Origin of the sequence: Bowmanella pacifica (assembly GCF_014645355.1) — a bacterium.
In the GTDB taxonomy this organism is placed as follows: domain Bacteria; phylum Pseudomonadota; class Gammaproteobacteria; order Enterobacterales; family Alteromonadaceae; genus Bowmanella; species Bowmanella pacifica.
Map to the genome: position 1 here is coordinate 506,858 of NZ_BMLS01000002.1, position 20,591 is coordinate 527,448.

The 20,591-nt window shown below is 51.9% G+C and carries 17 protein-coding genes; 11 read left to right on the plus strand and 6 right to left on the minus strand.

The features are described from left to right. Positions 1-61: 61 nt before the first annotated feature. Both IEX02_RS08340 and IEX02_RS08345 read left to right on the plus strand, forming a co-directional pair. Positions 62-928, plus strand: coding sequence for an alpha/beta hydrolase (locus IEX02_RS08340; protein ID WP_188693125.1), 867 nt, complete (start codon positions 62-64; stop codon positions 926-928). Beyond that, positions 925-1,512 (plus strand): TetR/AcrR family transcriptional regulator, encoded by a 588-nt coding sequence (locus tag IEX02_RS08345; protein WP_188693128.1) that lies wholly within the window; start codon positions 925-927, stop codon positions 1,510-1,512. Before IEX02_RS08340 ends, IEX02_RS08345 begins: the two co-directional genes overlap by 4 nt. Here IEX02_RS08345 and IEX02_RS08350 read toward each other — a convergent pair. Continuing rightward, positions 1,509-2,831, minus strand: coding sequence for a Na+/H+ antiporter NhaC family protein (locus IEX02_RS08350; protein ID WP_373284981.1), 1,323 nt, complete (start codon positions 2,829-2,831; stop codon positions 1,509-1,511). The two genes, IEX02_RS08345 and IEX02_RS08350, sit on opposite strands and share 4 nt — an antisense overlap. Before the next feature lie 120 nt (positions 2,832-2,951). On the opposite strand from IEX02_RS08350, the gene IEX02_RS08355 reads away from it, so the two are divergent. The 4 genes from IEX02_RS08355 (at position 2,952) to IEX02_RS08370 (ending at position 6,306) form a co-directional block, all read left to right on the plus strand. Further along, the gene (locus tag IEX02_RS08355; protein WP_188693134.1) at positions 2,952-3,452 is read left to right on the plus strand and encodes a GNAT family N-acetyltransferase; all 501 of its coding nucleotides are present in this window, start codon (positions 2,952-2,954) and stop codon (positions 3,450-3,452) included. Positions 3,453-3,645: 193 nt separating this feature from the next. After that, positions 3,646-5,058: a siroheme synthase CysG gene (gene cysG, locus IEX02_RS08360; RefSeq protein WP_188693137.1), complete on the plus strand. Its 1,413-nt coding sequence runs from the start codon at positions 3,646-3,648 to the stop codon at positions 5,056-5,058. Continuing rightward, positions 5,030-5,710, plus strand: coding sequence for a TetR/AcrR family transcriptional regulator (locus IEX02_RS08365; protein ID WP_188693140.1), 681 nt, complete (start codon positions 5,030-5,032; stop codon positions 5,708-5,710). Before cysG ends, IEX02_RS08365 begins: the two co-directional genes overlap by 29 nt. Positions 5,711-5,841: 131 nt before the next feature. Continuing rightward, complete coding sequence (locus IEX02_RS08370; RefSeq protein ID WP_188693143.1) at positions 5,842-6,306, plus strand: CreA family protein; 465 nt, start codon at positions 5,842-5,844, stop codon at positions 6,304-6,306. Positions 6,307-6,352: 46 nt separating this feature from the next. On the opposite strand, the gene IEX02_RS08375 is transcribed toward IEX02_RS08370, so the two are convergent. Genes IEX02_RS08375 through IEX02_RS08385 form a run of 3 tightly spaced genes read right to left on the minus strand, consistent with a single transcriptional unit; the run spans position 6,353 to position 9,643 of the window. Continuing rightward, positions 6,353-7,861 (minus strand): parallel beta-helix domain-containing protein, encoded by a 1,509-nt coding sequence (locus tag IEX02_RS08375; protein WP_188693146.1) that lies wholly within the window; start codon positions 7,859-7,861, stop codon positions 6,353-6,355. Continuing rightward, the gene (locus tag IEX02_RS08380; protein WP_229702154.1) at positions 7,854-9,035 is read right to left on the minus strand and encodes a cytochrome-c peroxidase; all 1,182 of its coding nucleotides are present in this window, start codon (positions 9,033-9,035) and stop codon (positions 7,854-7,856) included. The genes IEX02_RS08375 and IEX02_RS08380 overlap by 8 nt, the downstream gene beginning before the upstream one ends. Next, complete coding sequence (locus IEX02_RS08385) at positions 9,032-9,643, minus strand: c-type cytochrome (RefSeq protein ID WP_188693149.1); 612 nt, start codon at positions 9,641-9,643, stop codon at positions 9,032-9,034. The genes IEX02_RS08380 and IEX02_RS08385 overlap by 4 nt, the downstream gene beginning before the upstream one ends. A gap of 222 nt (positions 9,644-9,865) precedes the next feature. Between IEX02_RS08385 and IEX02_RS08390 the strand changes: the two genes are divergently transcribed. Further along, the gene (locus IEX02_RS08390; RefSeq protein ID WP_188693153.1) at positions 9,866-12,421 is read left to right on the plus strand and encodes a TonB-dependent receptor; all 2,556 of its coding nucleotides are present in this window, start codon (positions 9,866-9,868) and stop codon (positions 12,419-12,421) included. A gap of 108 nt (positions 12,422-12,529) precedes the next feature. Further along, positions 12,530-13,498 carry a transglutaminase-like domain-containing protein gene (locus IEX02_RS08395; RefSeq protein WP_188693156.1) on the plus strand — a complete coding sequence of 323 codons (969 nt, stop codon included), beginning with the start codon at positions 12,530-12,532 and terminating at the stop codon, positions 13,496-13,498. Here IEX02_RS08395 and IEX02_RS08400 read toward each other — a convergent pair. Together IEX02_RS08400 and IEX02_RS08405 are read right to left on the minus strand one after the other, a co-directional pair. Then, positions 13,495-14,430 carry a diguanylate cyclase domain-containing protein gene (locus IEX02_RS08400; protein WP_229702155.1) on the minus strand — a complete coding sequence of 312 codons (936 nt, stop codon included), beginning with the start codon at positions 14,428-14,430 and terminating at the stop codon, positions 13,495-13,497. The two genes, IEX02_RS08395 and IEX02_RS08400, sit on opposite strands and share 4 nt — an antisense overlap. Positions 14,431-14,445: 15 nt before the next feature. After that, positions 14,446-15,843, minus strand: coding sequence for a PhoH family protein (locus IEX02_RS08405; protein ID WP_188693160.1), 1,398 nt, complete (start codon positions 15,841-15,843; stop codon positions 14,446-14,448). 340 nt (positions 15,844-16,183) lie between these two features. On the opposite strand from IEX02_RS08405, the gene rapA reads away from it, so the two are divergent. From rapA to IEX02_RS08420, 3 genes are read left to right on the plus strand one after another with little or no spacing between them, the layout of a single operon-like run. Beyond that, positions 16,184-19,006, plus strand: a complete 2,823-nt coding sequence (rapA, locus tag IEX02_RS08410; RefSeq protein WP_188693162.1) for an RNA polymerase-associated protein RapA — start codon at positions 16,184-16,186, stop codon at positions 19,004-19,006. Then, entirely contained in the window at positions 19,006-19,662 is a 657-nt protein-coding gene (locus IEX02_RS08415; protein ID WP_188693165.1) for a pseudouridine synthase, read from the plus strand. The genes rapA and IEX02_RS08415 overlap by 1 nt, the downstream gene beginning before the upstream one ends. Positions 19,663-19,719: 57 nt before the next feature. Beyond that, on the plus strand, positions 19,720-20,580 hold the full coding sequence (locus tag IEX02_RS08420) for a DUF3530 family protein (RefSeq protein WP_188693168.1): 861 nt from the start codon (positions 19,720-19,722) through the stop codon (positions 20,578-20,580). Positions 20,581-20,591: the final 11 nt, after the last annotated feature.

A 20,591-nucleotide genomic window follows, 5' to 3' on the forward strand; every position in this document is an offset into this window, starting at 1 on the left:
TGCTTAAATAGTACAGTTGAACTATTTTAAAAAGTACAACTGTACTATTTAATCTACACTAATGGCACTCAACTACTTTTCCGACCGGGCAAAACATAACGCTGCCCAAGCCCTGTTATACAAGACTACCGGCTTTCTAAGCGACAAAATGCCAAGGTTGGCACTGTGGTTAGGCCGACACATGCTGCTCAGGCCTTTTGGCAAAAGGGTCAAGCATTTTGAGCGGGTTACCCCACATAGCCACTGGTCATTCAACACCCGTCAGGGCCTGGTTAAAGTGCATCTGTTTGGTGACAGCGGCCCTTGGGTGGTGACCAGCCACGGCTGGGCCGACAACAGCCGCTGCTTTGAAACCATGATCCCGTCGTTATTGGAACAAGGTTTCCGTGTGGCCGCCATTGACCATGTGGCCCATGGCAAGTCAGGGGGTAAACACGCCCACTTGCTGGCATTTATTGAAGCGAAAGAAGCCTTGCTGGCGCATTTTAAACAGCAGGAGCAAAAAGTCGCGGCCATTATCGGCCATTCCATGGGCGGGCTGGCGGCACTCAACCTTAAAGCAGAATATCTGCAGGGACTGAAGGTCATTCTGATAGCCATGCCCATCCGCATGTTTGACCTGATGTTTGTACAGGTAGAACGTATGGGGATCTCGCGTAAGATGCTGACATTAGTACTGGAGCGAATCTCGGCCCAATACCAGACCAGTTGGCAACAGCTGCAGTATCAACATCACCTGCACAAATGTGCCGATCGCTTATTTTTAATTCACGACACCGACGACAAATTCGCCCCCATTGAGCATATCCGCGCTGTTAGCGAGCAACAGGGCACGCCCTTGTATCTGACACAAAACCTTGGTCATAACAAACTGTTGAGGGATACTGGGGTTATCAGGCAAATCTCGTCCATTCTGGTCGGTACATGAACAAAGGCGAACGCACCCGGCAGCATATACTGGATGCCGGTTTTAAACACAGCAGCCAATACGGGCTGGCCGATATCACCATTGGCACCTTGTCCAAGCTTTGTAACTTGTCGCGCACCGGCGTGATTTCGCATTTCCAGGATAAAGAAAGCATGCAAATGGCGATTCTGGAATACATTGAGCAGCAGTTTATGCAGCAAGTACTGGTCCCCACCCGTCAGCACAACACCGTGGCCAGAATTGAAGCCCTGATGCTGACCTGGAATGACTGGGCCGGACGGGTAATGGGAGAAAGCGGTATGGGCTGCCCGCTGATTAAAGCGGCGGTGGAATATCAAAATCGCCCAGACAGCCCGGTGCGTCAGTTTGCCCTGGCTCAGCAGGCCAGATTACTAAGTTATTTGCAGCGCCAGGTGGCCAAAGCCGTTGAGCAACAACAGTTGCCCGCAGATATCAATCAGGCAGGCCTTGCCTACGAACTCTACAGCTTATACTTAGGCCATTTGCTGCTGCGCGACAGCTTAGGCAAAGAGCAGGCGGCCCTGCTTTACCGGCAGAGCCTTAAAAAATTGCTGGCGGCTTAACGCTTAACCGCCAGATTCCAGATAATGTATCCGCAGGCGACCACCGCCAACAAATAGCAGTAGAACACATAAGGAATAATCTCCACCGGCGAAATGGCAAAGCTTGCGCCCAGCAGCAATGCCTGTGCACCATAGGGGATCAAGCCTTGTACAATACAGGCGAAGATATCCAACAAACTGGCACTGCGCCTGGGGGCAATTTCGCCGTGCTCGGCCAGCTTACGCGCCGCTTCCCCCACCACAATAATAGACACCGAGTTATTGGCAATACAGAGGTTGCTGATAACGATAAGGGCAGCAATAGCAAAGCTATGACTGGCATGGGCATGGCGGGAGAGCTTCTGCGACAAGGCATGCAACTTAGCCACCAGATAATCCAAGCCGCCCTGAGAGCGCATTAAACCGGACAAGCCACCAATAAGGATGCTGAGGATAAAAATCTCCTGCATGGAGGTGAAACCGGCGTAGATATCTTTACCCAGTTGATTTAACGCGTAATCCGCCTGCCACAGGCCCATCAGGGCACTACAGATAATGCCCAGTACCAGCACCACAAAGACGTTTACCCCGGATACCGCCAATACCAGAATTAGCAAATACGGGATCGCCAGCCAGGGATTGCCTTCATCCACCGTCACCGGCTCAGGTTGTGGGCTTACCCAGGCGAACAGGATCAGCGTCACCAGCGCCGCTGGTAGGGCCATCTTGAGGTTTTCAACAAACTTGTCACGCATCTGGCACCCTTGAGTACGGGTAGCCGCAATGGTGGTGTCGGAGATAATCGACAGGTTGTCACCAAAAATTGCACCGCTCATCAGCACCCCGGCCATGAGTGCCGGTTCAATACCTGTTACTTCCGACATGCCCATACCAATGGGTGCCATAGCCGCCAAGGTGCCCATAGAGGTCCCCATAGCGGTAGAAACAAAAGCGCCTAACAGGAACAGGCCCGGCAACAGGAACTGGGCCGGGATTAAATTCACCCCCAGCGCCACTGTCGCGTCCACCCCGCCCGTGGCCTTGGCCACCGCCGAAAAGCCACCCGCTAACAGGAAGATCATGCACATGGTCATAATATCCTGATGCCCAGCACCGTCGGTGAACTGAGCAATAGTGCGGTTTAAGGACGCTTTGGATAACCACACCGCCAGCAGCACTGCTGGTAGAATCGCCACCGGCGCCGGCAATTGATAAAAAGCAAATTCCACGCCTTGGGCCTGGTAATAAAAACCAGCGCCGAGGAATAATAAAAGAAACAGGCCAAGGGGCAGTAATGCGTACTTACCGCGAGCCGATACGGAATTGAGATCAGACAACAGCCATCACCATAAAGACGTTTAGACGTCTAAAAGTGTAAATAGTCACCCTCTGTGAAACAAGCTTTATTTTCTGTCGCGGCTTTCTGCTACCCTTAGCGCTCTTTTCGCTGCGAGCCCACTATGCAAAGTCTGCACACCGAACGATTATTGCTGCGCCCGTTAACCTTAGAAGACGCGTCTGCCTTGCACCGCCTAAACAGCGATGAACGGGTGATGCGTTATATCGGCCCACTGCAACACAGCGTGGAAGACACTGCCCACTATCTGCAAACCAGTCCGCTACGTGATTATCAGCTGTACGGCTATGGCCGCCATGCCGTCATCCATAAAGACAGCGGCGAGTTTATCGGCTTTTGCGGCTTGAAATACCTGGCAGATTTGCAGGAAACAGACATAGGCTATCGCCTGCATCCCGACTATTGGGGGCAAGGTTTGGCTTTGGAAGCCGCTCAGGCAGCCATGCAATTTGGTCAGCAGCAGCTTAATCTTAAGCGGATTATTGGCCTGGCCATGCCGGATAACCAGTCGTCCATTCGCTTACTGCAAAAACTCGGTATGCACTACGAGAAACAGGTTGCCCATTTGGGTACCGACTGTGTCTGCTATAGCATTATGTTGTAGCCGACACTTAAGGGGCTTATCCAGTCACAGCAAGCAGAAAGGCGTTCGCGTTATCTAGGAGCTAGTCCCTTTATCGCCCCTTCAAAGACCGCCACATTCTTTTAAAAAATTATATGTTTTTATAAATTAATATTATGTAGTTATAAGAGGCTCTGCCAAAATGGCCGTAACAGCCACTTTATGAATATGCCCGATGCAGTACTTCCCGCTTTTTGTTGATACCAATACACTCCAGGTTCTGGTGGTGGGCGCTGGCGAGGTCGCGGCCCGAAAAGTGGAATTGCTGATGCGTACTCATGCCCAGGTAGAAGTGGTGGCGCCCGAGGCCTGCCAGGCCATCCAGGCGCTGGCAGCGCGCGGCAAACTCAGCTTACAACAACGCCCTTATCTGGAATCAGATTTGGATAAAGCGCAACTGGTCTTTGTTGCCACCAATAACACAGAGCTAAATGCGCAAATTAGCCACCAGGCCAAAGCGCGCAAACTGCTGGTCAATGTGGTGGATGCCCCTAAGCTCTGCGGCTTTATTACCCCTTCTATTATTGACCGTTCACCGCTTTTGATTGCTATGAGCAGCGGTGGCAGTGCACCGGTTCTGCTGCGTTATTTACGTCAGAAACTGGAAGCTTTTTTACCCAGACGTATCAGCAGCCTGGCCGAGTTCGCCGACAGTTTCAGAGAACGGGTCAAACAACGTTTTGCCAATGTCACCCAGCGTCGTTATTTCTGGGAAGAGGTATTTGACGGTGAAGTGGCCGAGCAGGTGCTGAAAGGCAACAGCCAGCAAGCCAGGCAACTGATGGAAGCCAAATTGCAACAGGAAGCTCCCAAGGCTGAAGGTGAAGTGTATCTGGTTGGCGCTGGCCCCGGCGACCCTGAGCTATTAACCTTTCGCGCCCTGCGCTTAATGCAAAAAGCCGATGTGGTGGTATATGACCGCCTGGTATCACAGGATATCCTGGATATGGTGCGTCGTGATGCCGAGAAGGTGTATGTGGGCAAAGCGGCCAGCAACCATACTCTTCCGCAAGGTGATATCAATCAGTTATTGGTACGGGAAGCCAAGGCCGGTAAGCGCGTGGTGCGCCTAAAAGGCGGCGATCCTTTTATCTTTGGTCGCGGCGGTGAAGAAATTGAAGAGCTGATTGCCCACGACATAGGTTTTGAAGTGGTACCTGGTATTACTGCCGCCAGCGGCGCGTCCAGCTATGCCGGCATTCCCTTAACCCATCGCGATCACGCCCAGTCGGTGGTTTTTGCCACCGGCCATTTAAAAGATGACAGTATTAATCTGGATTGGCCCGCGCTGGTACAAAAGCGTCAAACCCTGGTGTTTTATATGGGTCTGACCGGCTTACCTGTGATTTGCCGTGAACTAATTGCGCACGGCATGCCAAAGGATATGCCTATTGCTTTAGTAGAACAGGCCACCACGGATCAGCAGCAAGTAGTGGCCGGCACCCTAGCCGATATTGAGCAAAAGGCTGCTCATATCAAACCGCCGGCGTTAATCATTGTTGGCACTGTGGTGACATTAAGGGATAAACTCAACTGGTTTAATCCACAAGGTAAAATGAATGCAGACAAGGAACACGCTGGCACTTGACCAGTTAAACCTGCAGTACACAGGGCGTCCCACTAAGCGCAAGGACAGCAAGGAAAGACGCAACAGCATATTAGCAGCCGCCTTAACCATTATGGTCAGAGACGGTATCCGCGAAGTAAGGCACAGGTCCGTCGCTAAAGAAGCGCAGGTGCCGCTGTCGGCCACCACCTATTACTTCGATACCATTGAGTGTTTAATCCACGACGCATTTGTGTTCTTTACCGAACAAAATGCCAGCCACGTGCAGTTACTGGAACGCAGCGCCTGGATAGCTCTGGAAGAATTTGAGAGACACGCAGATAAGAAGCGCCTGAAAGATGATCTGCTGCGCTTTTTAGTCTCACATATCGAAAATCAGGTTCAGGATAAAGACGCCCGTATTGTGGAGTGGTCGTTCCGTCAGGAAGCCTTGCGCAACGAGAAACTGGCCGAGCTTTATCAATACCCACAGTTAATGATGACGCAGGCGGTAGAAAGCTTTTTTGCGGGCTTAGGGCAAGATAAACCGCTGGCGCGCGCCCAGATTCTGCTCGGTACTTTGTACCACCTTGAATACCAACTGCTCACCTCCCCCTGGTCAGCCATAGATATGCAGCAAGTGGAGTCGGTACTGGATATGTTACTGGAAGGCCCTTTATTCGAACTGGCCTAAAGGGCCTGTTGGTTCTGGCGCTTGATAAACCGGCTTTGCAAGCGCCAGTGACAATTTTTCATCATTCTCCCAGCGCTTTGCCCCTGGTCTATGGCACTATAATCTGACTCTCGATAATCAGGATAAAACCCATGCGTAACACACTGTTATTACTCACCACACTGACGTGTCTGTCGGCATGTAGCCCCAACGAAGTGGGTGATGTATCACTAGGGCTATTTACCACTAAAGATATCAAGCTGGATGCCTTTAACGACCCCATAGTGACGGGCGTGACCTGCCATGTCTCCAGTATCGAGGCCAATCTGGACTTGGCCGACCCGTCTGACAGCGCCATTGCCTGTCGTCAAACCGGTCCAATCACCGCGGCCATGATCGCGCAGATAGATAAAAGCAAATCCGGTGAAGTGCTGTTCAGCAAATCCAAAAGCATTTTCTTCAAGACAATGAAGATTCGTCGGATTTTTGATCCACAGCATCAGACACTGATGTATCTGTCTTATTCCACCAAAGAAACCTCGGGAAGCTTTAAACACAGCCTGTCTACCGTGCCGCTATGGGGAACAGAGGCTTATTCCGAACTAACAGGTGAGTAGAAGGCGGTTGGCAGTAAAGGATACTGCCAACCGCAGACTGACCGATTTACTTGCTCACGCTCAGCATATATTCGGCCACGGCCAGACGAGTGGTGGCATCCAGATAATCCTGCGGCGGCATTTCTGGGTAGTCATCACGCTTTTTCACCGGATTGGCAATATAGTCCGCCAGCCCCTGGGCATTATCCATATATAACGCCTGGATCACTTGAACCGGCGGGCCAATCATGCGACCTGTGTAGGTATGACAGCCGGCGCAAATGCCAAGATAAGCCACCTTACCCACTTCGGACGGGTCGATTTCACGTGGCTCAACCGGCTTGTCCAGCAAGTAAGTCATAATATCGCCGGTATGGGTAAAGCCACATTCGGCCCAATTATCCACGCCCACGGTCACATATTGATGGCGGTTAATAATACAGCTATCGCGGCTGACACCCACTCTGACAATGTCAGGGTTACCGGTTTTAAATTCGGTCAGCATTAATGCCTTGGCTTCATCAATAGTGTCGTAGCCATTGTTGTGCATCAGGTTGTCCAAGATCGCCACTTTATCTGGCGCCGGATCCGACTCAGGATCGATGGTGGTATTGGGGGCGTTATTGTGATCGGTGATAATAATACCGGCGGTCTTGTTGTCGCTGATAATGTTACCTTCCACCACCACTTCATCGGCGGCCATAATCAGAATACCAGTACCAGGTGGAATGCCCGCTACCGTACTGCCCGGCGCACCAAAGTTCGGATGATTATTTCCGACAATAAAATTGTTGCGGATAATCACGTCATATGTGGTTTTTACCGGCAAACCTGGAGTGATAAAGGCCAGAATACCGCCGGTGTTATTGGTCACATAGTTATTCTCGACAATGGCGTGACGGCTGTTTTCAATCTCAATCCCCGCCACACTCTCAAATACCTGGTTATGGGCCACATGAATGTTGTCACTCATGCCAACATAAATGGCCGCATCCTCAATGCCGGAGATTACGTTGTGGGTGACAATGCCGTTTTTACCCAATTGCGGGAAAATACCGTAAACGCCGGTATCAACAATGATGTTGTTGCGGATCTCAAAGTTGTTGCCGGCCTGGCCCATAATGGCATTGCCTTTGTATTTAGTGATCAGCAGGTTTTCCACCACAATATCGTTGCCCGAATACAACACTGCGTCGTTCAGATGGCCCTTGCCATCCAATACCGCACGCTGACCTTTCTCGATCACCCCTGACAAACGGATATTGTCCTTGTCGATATACACGGTCTCGGAATAGCTGCCCGGATAGACCAGAATGGTATCGCCCGGCTCGGCTACCTTCACCTTATCCATAATTAACTCGCCTTCACGCACTTCATGCACTGTGCCGGTACGTGGCGCGGTATGGATAGCCCGCACTAAGCCGCTTCGGGCGCTGCCCGTCGATTCCGCCCCGCCGCTGTAACCCGCGCCGCTTCGGCTGTCTGTCATCACAGTCGGCGTATCGGCAAACCAGTGCCGGCCGACAAAGAATGCCGCTACGATTAACACCACGGCAAAAATGTTGCCCTTACTCATCGGTATACTCCGCTTGTTGTTGGTTGAGTGTTGGTTGAAACCCCGTCAGTGGCGATAAGCCCGACGGCACCTTAGCCGGGATGACCGGCATCAGGCTTTCATCGGTTAGCGCCCCGAGAAAAGTGACAATGTCATCAATTTCCTGCTCGGTAAGTTTTGGCTCCCAGATATGCCAGTGGATCTGCATGTCCACACCGGCCGGCACCGCATGTCCACGACCTTTGGTATAGAACTCCACCGCATCACGCAGCGAATCAAAACGCCCCGAATGCATATAAGGTGCGGTTTTCACGATATTGCGCAAAGTCGGCACCTTAAAGCCGCCCTTAAGTTTTGCCGCCTTAAAGGTGGCCTCGGCACCGATATCCAGCGGCATACCTTCGGGCTCCGGTGTGCCAATCACCGCTATCTGCTGATTGGTAAAAAGCGGCGGCGTATGGCACTCCGCACAGCGCGCCACAAAAGAGCGATACACATTCATACCGGCAATTTCCTGCTCATTAAGCGCCCCGTGGTGGCCCAGAGCATAACGATCGTAGCGACTGTTCAGAGATATCAGAGAAGTCTGAAACGCCGCCAACGCATGTACGACATTTGGCAGAGTCAGCGGCGCATCGCTGCCGGGGTAAGCCTGGGCAAATAAATCAGGGTAAGCGGCATTGCCGGTTAGATCCGCCAGCAGTTTTTGTGGCGTATTGGCCATCTCGTCAGCAGCAAAAAGCGGCCCCAGTGCCTGCTCTTCCAATGTACTGGCCCGGGCATCCCAGAACAGTTTTTTTAAAAAGCCCACATTCCATAAACTGGGAGCCGCGCGTTTTACCACCTGACCGTCCATGCCGATGCTGCGAGCCCGACCATCGGCAAACCCCAGCGCCGGTTGGTGGCAACTGGCACAAGACAGTGAACCATCTTTTGACAGCAAGGGGTCGAAAAACAAATAACGGCCCAGGTCGATTTGTTGAGGCGAGAAGCCATCCCGAAAAGCCGGCAAACCGGTTTGTGTGCCACCAACACCACGGTCTTGCAGCGAATCATAGAATTGATAACGATTAACTAAGTAACACTGACCGCTGCGTAATTCGAAACTGGGCGGGCATTGCTCACTCAATACCACACTGTCTTGTGCCTGTAAGGTCAGGCTAAACAGCATGAAAAGATAAGGCCAATACTTCATAGGGAACCGATAAACGCCAGTACGTCGTTAAGTTTGTCATCTGGCAAGGTGTTGGCCATCATCGCCATTTGACGACCTGGCTTGTCGCTCTTATCTGTCCCCCGGATACCCCGTTTGAAATACATAAACTGACGCCGCAGGTAGTCGCTGTCCTGACCGGCCAGTCTGGGGGCTTGAAACGCCGGATTCCCTTGCCCCTGACCGCCATGACAGGCCCCGCAATTATTTTGATAGTACGCGTTGCCACTTTTCAGATCCCCCGACAGCCTTGTGCTTTGCTGCGGTAACGGCATCTGTTCAATATAAGCACTCAGTGCGGCTAAATCGGTCTCCTCACTAAGTAAAGACTTGGCCATTGCCGCCATTTGTTGCCCCGGCACATCCTGAGGATGCTGTCCTCGCTTCCCCTGTTGAAACGCCTGTAACTGACGCGTCAGATACTCACCAGACAACCCAGCCAATACCGGCCCTTGCAACTGCGGATTGCCCTGCCCTTTATCACCGTGACAGGCTGCACAAGTCGTATAGACCTTGGCAGGATCGGCAAGTACCGACAGGCTCAAGAACGCGAAACCTATTAAGACAAGCTGCATGACAGTTTTTGGCATGATTGAGTTCTCATGTTTCTTTTGTATCACGCATACTAGTGGAACTATAGTACCAATTAAAACATTTTTTTAACTTAGTACTGGCGTCCAACATTTTCAGTCCTTACACTGGTTGGGCCAGATAGGTCATCAGGGTGGAAGAAAAGCCAGGTAATTTTTACTTCTATCCAGAGAATCGGGGGCAACCCGACCAAACACTATGAAGCAACTTTGGGGTACACAATGAAACATCTGACCCAGCATCCTACACTGATTGCCAGTGCCGTTACCGCCATTCTGGCCTGCTCGCAGGCTATGGCTCAGGACAAAAGCGAAGATAAAGAAGTCATCGGCATTGAAGTTCTGGAAGTCACCGCCCAGAAGCGGGTGGAAAATATCCAGCAGGTTCCCATTGCCATCAGCGCGTTTTCCGCCCAAAACCTGAGGAAAATAGGCGCTAACAATATTAATGATCTGGGTAATCTAACCCCAGGTTTTGAAACCAACATCACGTCGGCCACCCAACCTAAGTTCGATATTCGCGGCATTAAAACCAATGATTTTGGTATTGGTGCCGACCCTGCCGTGGGTATTTATGTGGATGACGTATACGCCGGACGCAGCGGTTCCGCCTTGATGAACTTTAATGATGTTGAGCGTGTGGAAGTGTTGAAGGGCCCCCAAGGCACCTTGTTTGGCCGCAATACCGCAGCCGGTGCCGTGCGTATCATTAACAAAAAACCCATCGACATCACGGAAGGCAATTACCGGATCACCTTAGGCAGCCATGATAAGAAACAATTTGAAGGGGTCTACAATCTGCCCCTGACCGATGAATTGTATTTTCGTGGCAGCATTAATTTAAGTGACCGAGACGGCTATGTGGACGCCCTGCGCTACCCGGATCCTAGAAAAGACAACACCGGTGGCGAGCCGCACAAAGTCAAACTGGGGGCAGAAAATGTCATGTCGGGCCGCGCCGCTTTGCGTTGGGTACCCAGCGAAACCCTGGAGTTGGTGTGGCGCGCTGAATTTGATGAACTGGATAATGATGCCCGCCCGGCCTATTCAGCCAACAGCAGCTATTATCGCTCCCAGGCCGATGGCGGATTGAATCCTTTTGGTGTGTATGAAACGGATATGGATACGCTGGAAACCCGCAATCTGTTTGGCACCTCGTTGGAAATAAATAAAGAGCTGGATATAGGTACACTCACCTCCATTACCGCATATCGTCGTTTTAATACCGAAAACAATACCGAAGATGACGGCAGTGCGCAGACGCGGGGCTTTTTTGGCTCTAACAACCTGGAAGATCAAAAGTACTTCAGCCAGGAGATTCGCCTGACCGGGGTTACCGATGGCGGCACCAAGTGGACCTTCGGCACCACCTACGCCAATGAGGATATTCATCAGATTACCGTAGCCGAGTTTATGATGGAGTCCCTCGACAGCTTTGCCATTAATGAACAACTAAAAGCCCTGGGACTACCGCCCACTGGCGCACCGCAGTTGGGTGTTCCCGGTATTATGGACATGCCTGTGGGTACCGGATTGGCGGGTTATCTGCAAAGCTTACTGCCAAACGAACTGGCTTATTTATCACAATTGGCCGGGGTATCCAGCGATGAGCTGGCTTGGCGTATTGCCCGTGATAACCTGGGGAAGCCCTGGAGCGAAGTAACGGAAAACTTCGGCGATTACACCTCCTACGCCGCCTTCTTTGATGTGACCTATCCGGTCACTGAAAAGTTGGATCTGACGGTGGGCCTGCGTTACACCAAAGACAAAAAGGACTTTGGCATTCTGTCCCGTTATCAGAATGAGGTCACCATTCCCCTTCCGGGCGTGCCGGCTATGCCCTTTGGTTTGGCATTTGGTACCGAATACTACCAGCGTGATGCCAATGGCGAGGCGGTATTAGATGCCAACGGTAACTACCAGCCATTTGCACAATCCAATACCTGGACCAAGCTCACTCCGCGCGTGGTAGTGGATTATCAGTGGACCGATAATCTGATGACCTATATCAGCGCCGCCAGTGGCTTTAAGGCCGGAGGCTTCAACAGTCTAGGCGCGGCTCCGCCCTTTGATCAGGAAGAAGTGGACAATATCGAAGTGGGCATGAAATCCACCCTGTTTGATAACCGCTTGAAACTGAACCTGTCTGCTTATGATTATGACTACACTAATCTGCAGATTCTGCGCCTGACCGGTTCGACCGGCAATATTCCGGTTTACAACGTGCGAAACGTGGACGCAGCGGGTAAAGGTTTTGAGTTGGAGTCGGAGTGGGCCGCCACCGATAATCTGGTTCTTAACTTCAACTATGCCTACCTGGACAGTGAATACACTAAGTACTCATTGTTTGTGGGCGAAACCGCCGATGACGACCTAACCGGCTCCCCCCTGGCTGGCGTGCCTAAAAACCGCTGGTACCTGGGGGCAGACTATTTTATTCAGGCTGACAATGGCGAATGGATGCTGCACCTGGATATCACCTCAGTGGACGAACGCGCCACCGCCAGCGACGTTAACTCGGTACGCCTGCTGCCGGTTAATCCGGCTCTGGTACCAGGCCTGACCGGCGAAAACCGTGTAGAAGGCTATGACCTTATCAATGCACGGGTGTCTTATCGCAGTGACGACGATTGGCAGTTATCCTTCTATGTACGCAATCTGGCGGATGAAGAATATGTACTCTCCGGCTTTGGTGGTCAGGGGGAAAACACCGGCTCTGCCAACCTCAGTCCCGGTCTGCCAAGAATGTGGGGGGTGGAATTCAGCCAGTCATTCTAAGCAACGGTTTCATCAGCCAAAGGCGCCATTGGGCGCCTTTTTGTCTGCGTTATGACATAGTCATAACTGTCGTTATACTGAACATAATGCAATATCCAGAGTCATGATTTGAAACTGAGTGTTAAGCTTACTTTGATAACAGGCGCATTGTGGCTGTCTATGGCCGGTGCGTGCATAGCACAACAAGTGGATTTTCAGCGTAGCGAAGACCCATCACAAATCCAGCTGGCATACCGCTGGAAAGACTTTCAGAATCAAGAACAATCACTTTCTTTCAGCCTTGATAAGCAGCAAATCAATCAACAATTTCAAAAACTTAAGACATATCAGCCGCTAGTGGCCCAGCAGCATATTATGCTGGCGATGCAGCGCGCTGCCCGTTCGATAGATCCCAAACAAGCCAGAATCTCGGTGAGGATGATTGGCCAGAGCCTGCAGTATCAGGTACGGGCCAGAAGCCAGGCTGTTATTGACCAGTGGCAGTCCAAACTGTTCGACCTTGAAACCCAGGCCTTCGATGCCTACCTGGCCAGTAACTACTATGCACGCTATCACGACTTTCTGGGACAGGAAGGCATTAAGCCCGATCATTTACGCTACGCCAACGAGAGCATTCAGACCTTGCTACCGGCCGCCAATGCCATTTACGCTAAATTAATGGACAACAGTCAACCCAGGGCCTACGTCAACATCTTGCTTAGCTGGTTACAGAGCATTCCTTACGACAGCCTTGAAAATCGCCTCACATCAAATGGCACCGGCTTTCTGCCGCCAGCACAAGTACTCAGCAGCAACCATGGCGATTGTGACAGCAAAACCACCTTAGCCGTGGCGTTACTGCGCTCCATGCTGCCCACTATGAGTATGGTGATGATCTACCTACCAGACCATGCGTTATTGGGGGTTCAGCTTTCACACCGGGAAAAGGATGCCACGGTTAATATAGAAGGGATTGATTATCTGTTAGTGGAGCCTACAGGCCCGGCCGCTTACCAGGTCGGAGAAGCGGCGCCAAGCAGCTTGTCAGCCATTGCCGGGAATATGTTCACCTATGAAAAAGTCGGCCCTCGTAATTAGCCGACGCCAAGTGAATAAACGTCGCCTCGCACCCGGTTTCTGCCTTGCTGCTTGGCTTCGTATAGGTAACGGTCAGCTTCTTCCAGCAATAATCCTTTATCCTGTCCAAACCCAGGACGGCAGGTGGCAAACCCAGCACTGATGGTCACAACCTTGGCACAAGCCGAGAAATGATGGGAAATCGCCAGGGCTTCCACCGACGCTCGTAGTCGCTCGGTAACCACTTTGGCTTCTTCCAGTTCGGTATCCGGCAGCAGAACCACAAATTCCTCACCGCCATAACGCGCCACTAAATCACCGGAACGTTTCGCGTTGTCCAACAGAATGTGAGCGACACGCTGCAAACAGATATCGCCGGCACCATGACCATAGTTGTCATTAAATTGCTTGAAAAAATCAATATCTATCATGCATATACTGAGATTAGACCCGGCCCGCTGGGCGCGCCGCCATTCCACTTCATATTGCTGTTCGAAGTAGCGCCGGTTAGGGATTTCCGTCAGTCCGTCCAGACTCACCAGCTTCTCCAGCAGGTCGGTCTTTTTCTTCAACTGCATCTGATTTCTGACCCTGGCTTTCACCAGCGCCAGGTTATAAGGCTTAGTGATATAGTCTGCCGCACCCGCCTCCAAACCCTTCACTTCGTCCTCTTCGGAGTCCATGGAGGTAGAAAAAATAATGGGGATGTTGACGGTCCGTGGGTCTTGTTTCAGTGTCCGGCACGTTTGGTAACCATCCATCCCCTGCATAATGATATCCAGAAGAATCAAATCAGGTTGCTGCGTCATGGCAATCTGTATCGCCTGTTCGGCGTTAGAGGCAACCAATACCTGATAATCCCCCGACAAAGCCTGTCCAAGAATTTTCAGGTTAATGGGCTGATCATCCACCACCAACACACGCTGTTTCTGGCTATCAATAAAAGGACTCAAACAACTTTCCTCTAGCTATAAATGTTCTTCGGCAAACTCTGCCAGGCGACTACGTACCACACCGTCCAGGTTAATAGTAGCGCTACCTGTGAAATTCTTAAACTTTTCAACCAGGTAGGTCAAACCAGAGGTGACGGGTGACAGATAGTTTGAGTCTATCTGCGCCAAGTTACCACTACATATAAGTTTAGTACCTTCCCCACAGCGGGTTATGATGGTTTTCAACTGCGACGCCGTCAGGTTTTGGCTTTCATCCAGAATCACAATGGAATTCTGAATACTCCGCCCGCGCATAAAGTTTACCGACTTAAACTGAATATTGGCTTTCTCCATGATGTAACTCATTGAGCCTTTCACGTTCTCGTCGTTTTTATGCAGCACCTCCAACGAGTCAGTAATAGCGGCCAGCCAAGGCGCCATTTTCTCTTCCTCTGTACCGGGCAAAAAGCCGATAGACTCAGCAATCTCAGGGGTATTGCGGGTCACGATGATCTTATCGTACATCTTGCGCTCAACCACCATTTCCAGCGCCGCTGCCAGAGCCAGCAAGGTTTTACCGCAGCCCGCCGGACCGGTCATAATAATCAGGTCGATATGGGGGTCTAGCAAAGCATGCAATGCCATGGCCTGACCAATATTCTTTGGATGAATACCCCAGGCCTTACGAGACATCAGTCGCTCATAGCCAAGATCCAGAATCTCCAGGGTCGAATCTGACACGCTTTCCACAATGCCGGCAAAGGATTTGCTGTCGTCTATCAAAAACTCGTTGATATAAGCTTCGGGGAACACTTTTCGGTCTACCACATGCACAGTTTCACGGCCTTCTGTGCGGCTTTCCACGGTTTTGACCTTGTCCCAGAAATTACCGGAAAATTTATGGTAGCCCTTGCTCAGGTAACTGATATCACTGACCAGTTGGTCGGTACGATAATCTTCCACATGGGCAAGCCCCGCCCCTTTAGCTTTAAGGCGCATATTAATGTCTTTGGTGACCAGCACCACCTGACGTGGAGAGGCGCGCTGCTGAATATGCAAGGCGGCGTTAATAATGCGATTGTCGTTTTCGTTGCTGGTGAACACCTGCTGCGACTTGGGCATACCCACATCAGCAAAGATAGACAACCTTCCGGTTGGTGCCGCTTCACCTGAGCCCAGTCCCTTAAGTGAGACTCCGGCCGTCAACTGATCGGGCGTGGCCTCATGCAGCACATCTTCCATGGCGCGAATGGAAATACGCGCATCGCGGGAGACATCTTTCTTACTGTCTTTGATATAGTCCAGCTCTTCCAGCACCGTCATAGGTACGACCACATCGTGTTCTTTGAAGGACAGGAAGGCAAAAGGTTCGTGTAGAAGAATATTGGTATCGAGGACGTAAATTTTGCTATTGGCAGGTTTAGTTCTGACCATTCGCATCTCCGGCTGGTTGTTCCCACCCCGTCCGAGTACTGGCAGGGTGTGATTTTGCCCACGACCAGCAGGAGCCAGCCATGGACCATGCATTCCCCTGTGCAGGCCGAATGGGTGAAACCACTGGCCTGACAACCTCACAATAGAACACTTTTTCTGGTGAATCACCTATTTTTAGAGAAGGATGCGGACAAGGGACTTGTTTGCCTACAATTTGTACAAAGCACCTATTTTATTGCAGCGCCAGCAACAGAATTGATTAAAAATCCCGGCACGAATTGCCCCGACCGGGATTCTCACATAAGATCCCGCGCCGCAATTTTACTCATCAGGAGCCTTCATGTCGTTTGCCTTAGGTCAGCGTTGGATCAGTAACACCGAAACCGAGCTGGGACTGGGAACTGTGGTCGATGCTCAGGGACGTACCCTGACATTGCTGTTTCCCGCCACTGGAGAAAGCCGCACCTATACCGCGGACAACGCCCCGCTGACCCGCATAGCCTTTGTACCCGGCGATAAGGTAAAGAGTCATGAGGGCTGGCAACTGCAAGTCGACGAGGTAAAAGAACAAGGCGGACAGCTCACGTATCTGGGCCAGCGCGTGGACGATGGTCAGCCAGTGGAACTGAAAGAGACCTTTATTGATCACCATTATCAGTTGGACAAACCCGATCAACGCCTATACAGCGGCAATTTCAATGACCCTCGCTGGTTCGATTTACGTCTGGCCTGTCTTGACCATCAACACCAACATCAAACCTCACCTCTGTTGGGTATGACAGGGGCCCGGGTGGATCTGATTCCTCACCAGTTACATATCGCCCGCAGTGTCGCCGGCCGTTTCGCGCCACGGGTATTGCTGGCAGACGAAGTGGGATTGGGTAAAACCATTGAAGCGGCACTGATTATTCATCAGCAGTTGCTCACAGGTCGCGCTTCACGGGTCATAATCGTTGTCCCCTCCAGCTTAGTGCATCAATGGCTGGTAGAAATGCTGCGCCGGGTGAATCTGGCATTTGCGATTTTCGACGAAGAACGCTGCCAGTCTCTGGCCGAGGAAGGTGGCAATCCTTTTGAGTCTGAGCAGTTGGTGCTGTGCAGTCTGGACTTTCTGACCCGTTTCCCCCAATACCACCAACTGGCGGTAGAAGCGCCCTGGGATCTGCTGGTGGTGGACGAAGCCCATCACCTGCAATGGTCGCAGGAACAGGCATCTGAGGAATACCAAGCCATTGAGGCATTGGCGGAACAAACTAAAGGGGTTCTGCTGCTCACTGCGACCCCAGATCAATTAGGCCACGAAAGCCATTTCGCACGTCTGCGCTTATTGGATCCGGCCCGCTTCCATGACTATCAGGCCTTTTTGGCCGAAGAGCAGCAATATGCAGCGCTGGCCGACGCCATAGCTCCTCTGGTGGAAGGACAACAGCTGGATGCCGAACAGATTCAAGCCATTGCACAATTTGCACCTGAGGAGCAGCAGGCGCTGAACGGCATCAATCAGGCAACCGACGAAGACAAGCAAAAGCTACTGACGCATTTAATCGACCGACATGGCACAGGTCGTTTGCTGTTTAGAAATAGCCGGGCCGGTATTCAGGGTTTTCCGGTGCGCCAGCTTATGCCTCACCAGCTAAATTTGCCCGAGCGTTACACCCAGCTGTTTGACGACCCTGAGCTAAAGCTGGAGTTTCGTCTCACTCCTGAACGCCATCCCTTAATCCAGGGGCGCTGGACCGAGCTGGATCCGCGGGTTGACTGGTTTATCGAGCTGCTGCAAAGCCTCAAAGGTGAAAAAGTACTGACCATCTGCGCCAGCGCCGGTACCGCCGTGCAACTGGCCGAAGCCCTGCGGGTCAAAGCCGGTATTCGCGCCGGGGTGTTTCATGAGGGCCTGAGCATTGTTGAGCGTGACAGGGTAGCCAACTACTTTGCGCAATCAGAGGAAGGGGCGCAGGTACTTATCTGTAGCGAAATTGGCAGCGAAGGTCGCAACTTCCAGTTCGCCAATCAGTTGGTGTTGTTCGATCTGCCGCTGGTGCCGGACCTGCTGGAACAGCGTATCGGTCGTTTGGACCGCATTGGCCAAAAACGTGATATTCAGATCCATGTGCCCTACTTTGCCAATAGCGCCCAACAATTGCTGCTAAATTGGTATCACCAGGGACTGAACGCCTTTGAACAGACCTGCCCCACAGGCACCGCCGTTTTTGAACAGGTGCGTGACAAGTTGTTGCATTGCATTGCGATGCAGGATGAAGATGGCGTAGATGATTTACTCAGCACCACCTTAAGCCTGCACCAACAGCTTAAACAGAAGTTGGAGCAAGGTCGCGATAAGCTGCTGGAGCTGAACTCGTCAGGCCGCGGCAAAGTAGAAAGCCTGGTTGACGCCATTGCCGAGTTGGACGATAGCCCGCATCTGGAACTGTTCCTGACCCGTTTATTTGACGCCATAGGTATCGCCCAGGAAGACAAAGACGAACATTGCTATATTCTGCGCCCAGGCGAGTCCATGATCAGCCAGTTGCCTGGTCTGGATGAGGAAGGCATCACCGTTACTTATGAACGCAGCACCGCCCTGTCTCGCGAAGATGTGCGCTTTTTAAGTGCCGATCATCCTATGGTGCAGCATGCCCTGGATATGATCCTGACCGACACCATCGGCATGAGCAGTGTCGCCCTCAGCCAGGACAAAAACCTGCCCAACGGCAGCTACTGGGTGGAATGTTTATTTGTGCTTAGTGCCAGCGCACCAAGGGCATTGCAGCTGCACCGCTATCTGCCACCTACACCTATTCGTTTGTGTGTGGACGCGGCCGGCAAACTGAGCCAGCAGCAGTTTGTTAATCTGGAACGACTGAAAGGCAAAATGGGCAGACAATTGGTCGAAGCCCTCAAACCTCAGATAGATGGCGCGGTTAGCGTTGCCGCTAAGCAAGCCGCAATCCAGGCGGCAGAACTCAGCCAAAACGCCAGTAAGAAGATGCATAACCTGCTGGGTGACGAGTTAGACCGCCTGCAAACCCTCAAGGCGCTAAACCCATCTGTACGTGAAGAAGAGCTAACCTATTTACGTGAGCAGATGGCGGCGCTGCTCCGCGCTATCGAGCAGGCTGAGGTCAGATTGGAAGCCATACGTTTGGTGGTCAACAGTCACTAATGGCCTTACTCGAATACCTGCCGCCGCTGCATCCGTATTTACAAATCCTGTATCAGGATGAGGATTTGCTGGTGCTGAATAAGCCCAGCGGCTTGTTGTCTGTGCCTGGCAAAGCGCCACAGCACAAAGACAGCCTACAGTTGCGCGTGCAGCGGGTGTTCCCAACCGCCACGGTCGTGCACCGTCTGGATATGGCCACCTCCGGCATTATGCTGATGGCACTCAATAGCGAGAGTCACAAACAGGTTTCCCTGCAATTTGAGCGACGCCAAACCGCCAAGGTATACCTGGCCAGGGTGTGGGGGGTGCCGCGAGAAGCTGCGGGGGAAGTAAATTTGCCCTTGATTTGTGACTGGCCCAACCGCCCCAGGCAAATGGTGGACTTTATGCGCGGCAAACAGGCGCTGACGCGCTGGCAGGTCATAAACAGTCAGGAAAATCAGGCCTTATTGCGCCTTGAACCTGTTACCGGCCGTTCCCATCAACTTAGGGTGCATATGCTCAGCCTGGGTCACCCGATTCTGGGGGACAAACTTTATGCTAAGGGTCAGGCTCTGCATATGGCCAGTCGCTTGCAATTACATGCCAGCGAATTGCAACTTAGCCACCCGCGCAGCAAAGAAAAACTGCATTTCACTTGCAGTTGCCCGTTTTAACCATCAAGATCCGCCCAGGCTGTCCGATACACTCAAAGAGACCGATGTGGAAGGCCCATGAAGTTACCTTACCTGCTGATATTCGCCCTGCTCTCAAGCTACGCCAGTGCGCAGCAACTTGACAGACAAGCTATGCATTCAGAAGATGTGCAACATAGCCTGCCTGCTCATCAATACCAAAGCCTGCTGGCGGGCGAAACTGAATTTACTGTGGTGGTTAACGACAGTACTGCAGTGAATACCCGGGGCATGGCGGTACTGGTCAATGATCTGGGCTTAGGTCATATGGGAGACCAGTCACTGGAGCCGCTGGTGCAGCACTTAAATGAAGCGGGCTGGGCAACGGTGTTAATGAGCGCGCCACACACCGAATTCTACCCTGCCAGCGACGATAGCACGCCCCCTCCCGGCGATACGCAACAGCCTGCTACAGATAATGCAGAGGCCATCAAACCGACGGCGTTCCAATCTATTATCAGCGTAAGTCAGTTTGACCAGCAGGAGTTAAAACTACAACAACAGATGCGCGCCGTTGAAGCGCTGGGGCAACAATATCCAGGATTTGTGCTGGTGATAAGCCAGGGAACCAGTGCTGCCTGGCTGACCAAGCTCTATGCCCAAGGTACATTAACCGCCCCGGACGCACTGATTACCATTGCGCCATTTTGGCCAGACAGCGAGCGGAATCATCAACTCAGCCAGTATGTCCGCGACCTGCCAAGCCCCCTTCTGGATATCTACAATGCCTGGAACAATGACTGGACGTTACATAGTCGCCAGCAGCGCCAGATTGCGGCCAAAAAAGCACTGAAACTGCACTACCGGCAACGGGACATTGTCGGCCAGTCTCTGGCAGTGAATCAAAGTGCGTATCTGGCCAAGGAAATCCTTGGTTGGTTAACCCACATGGGCTGGTAATTCGTTCAGTT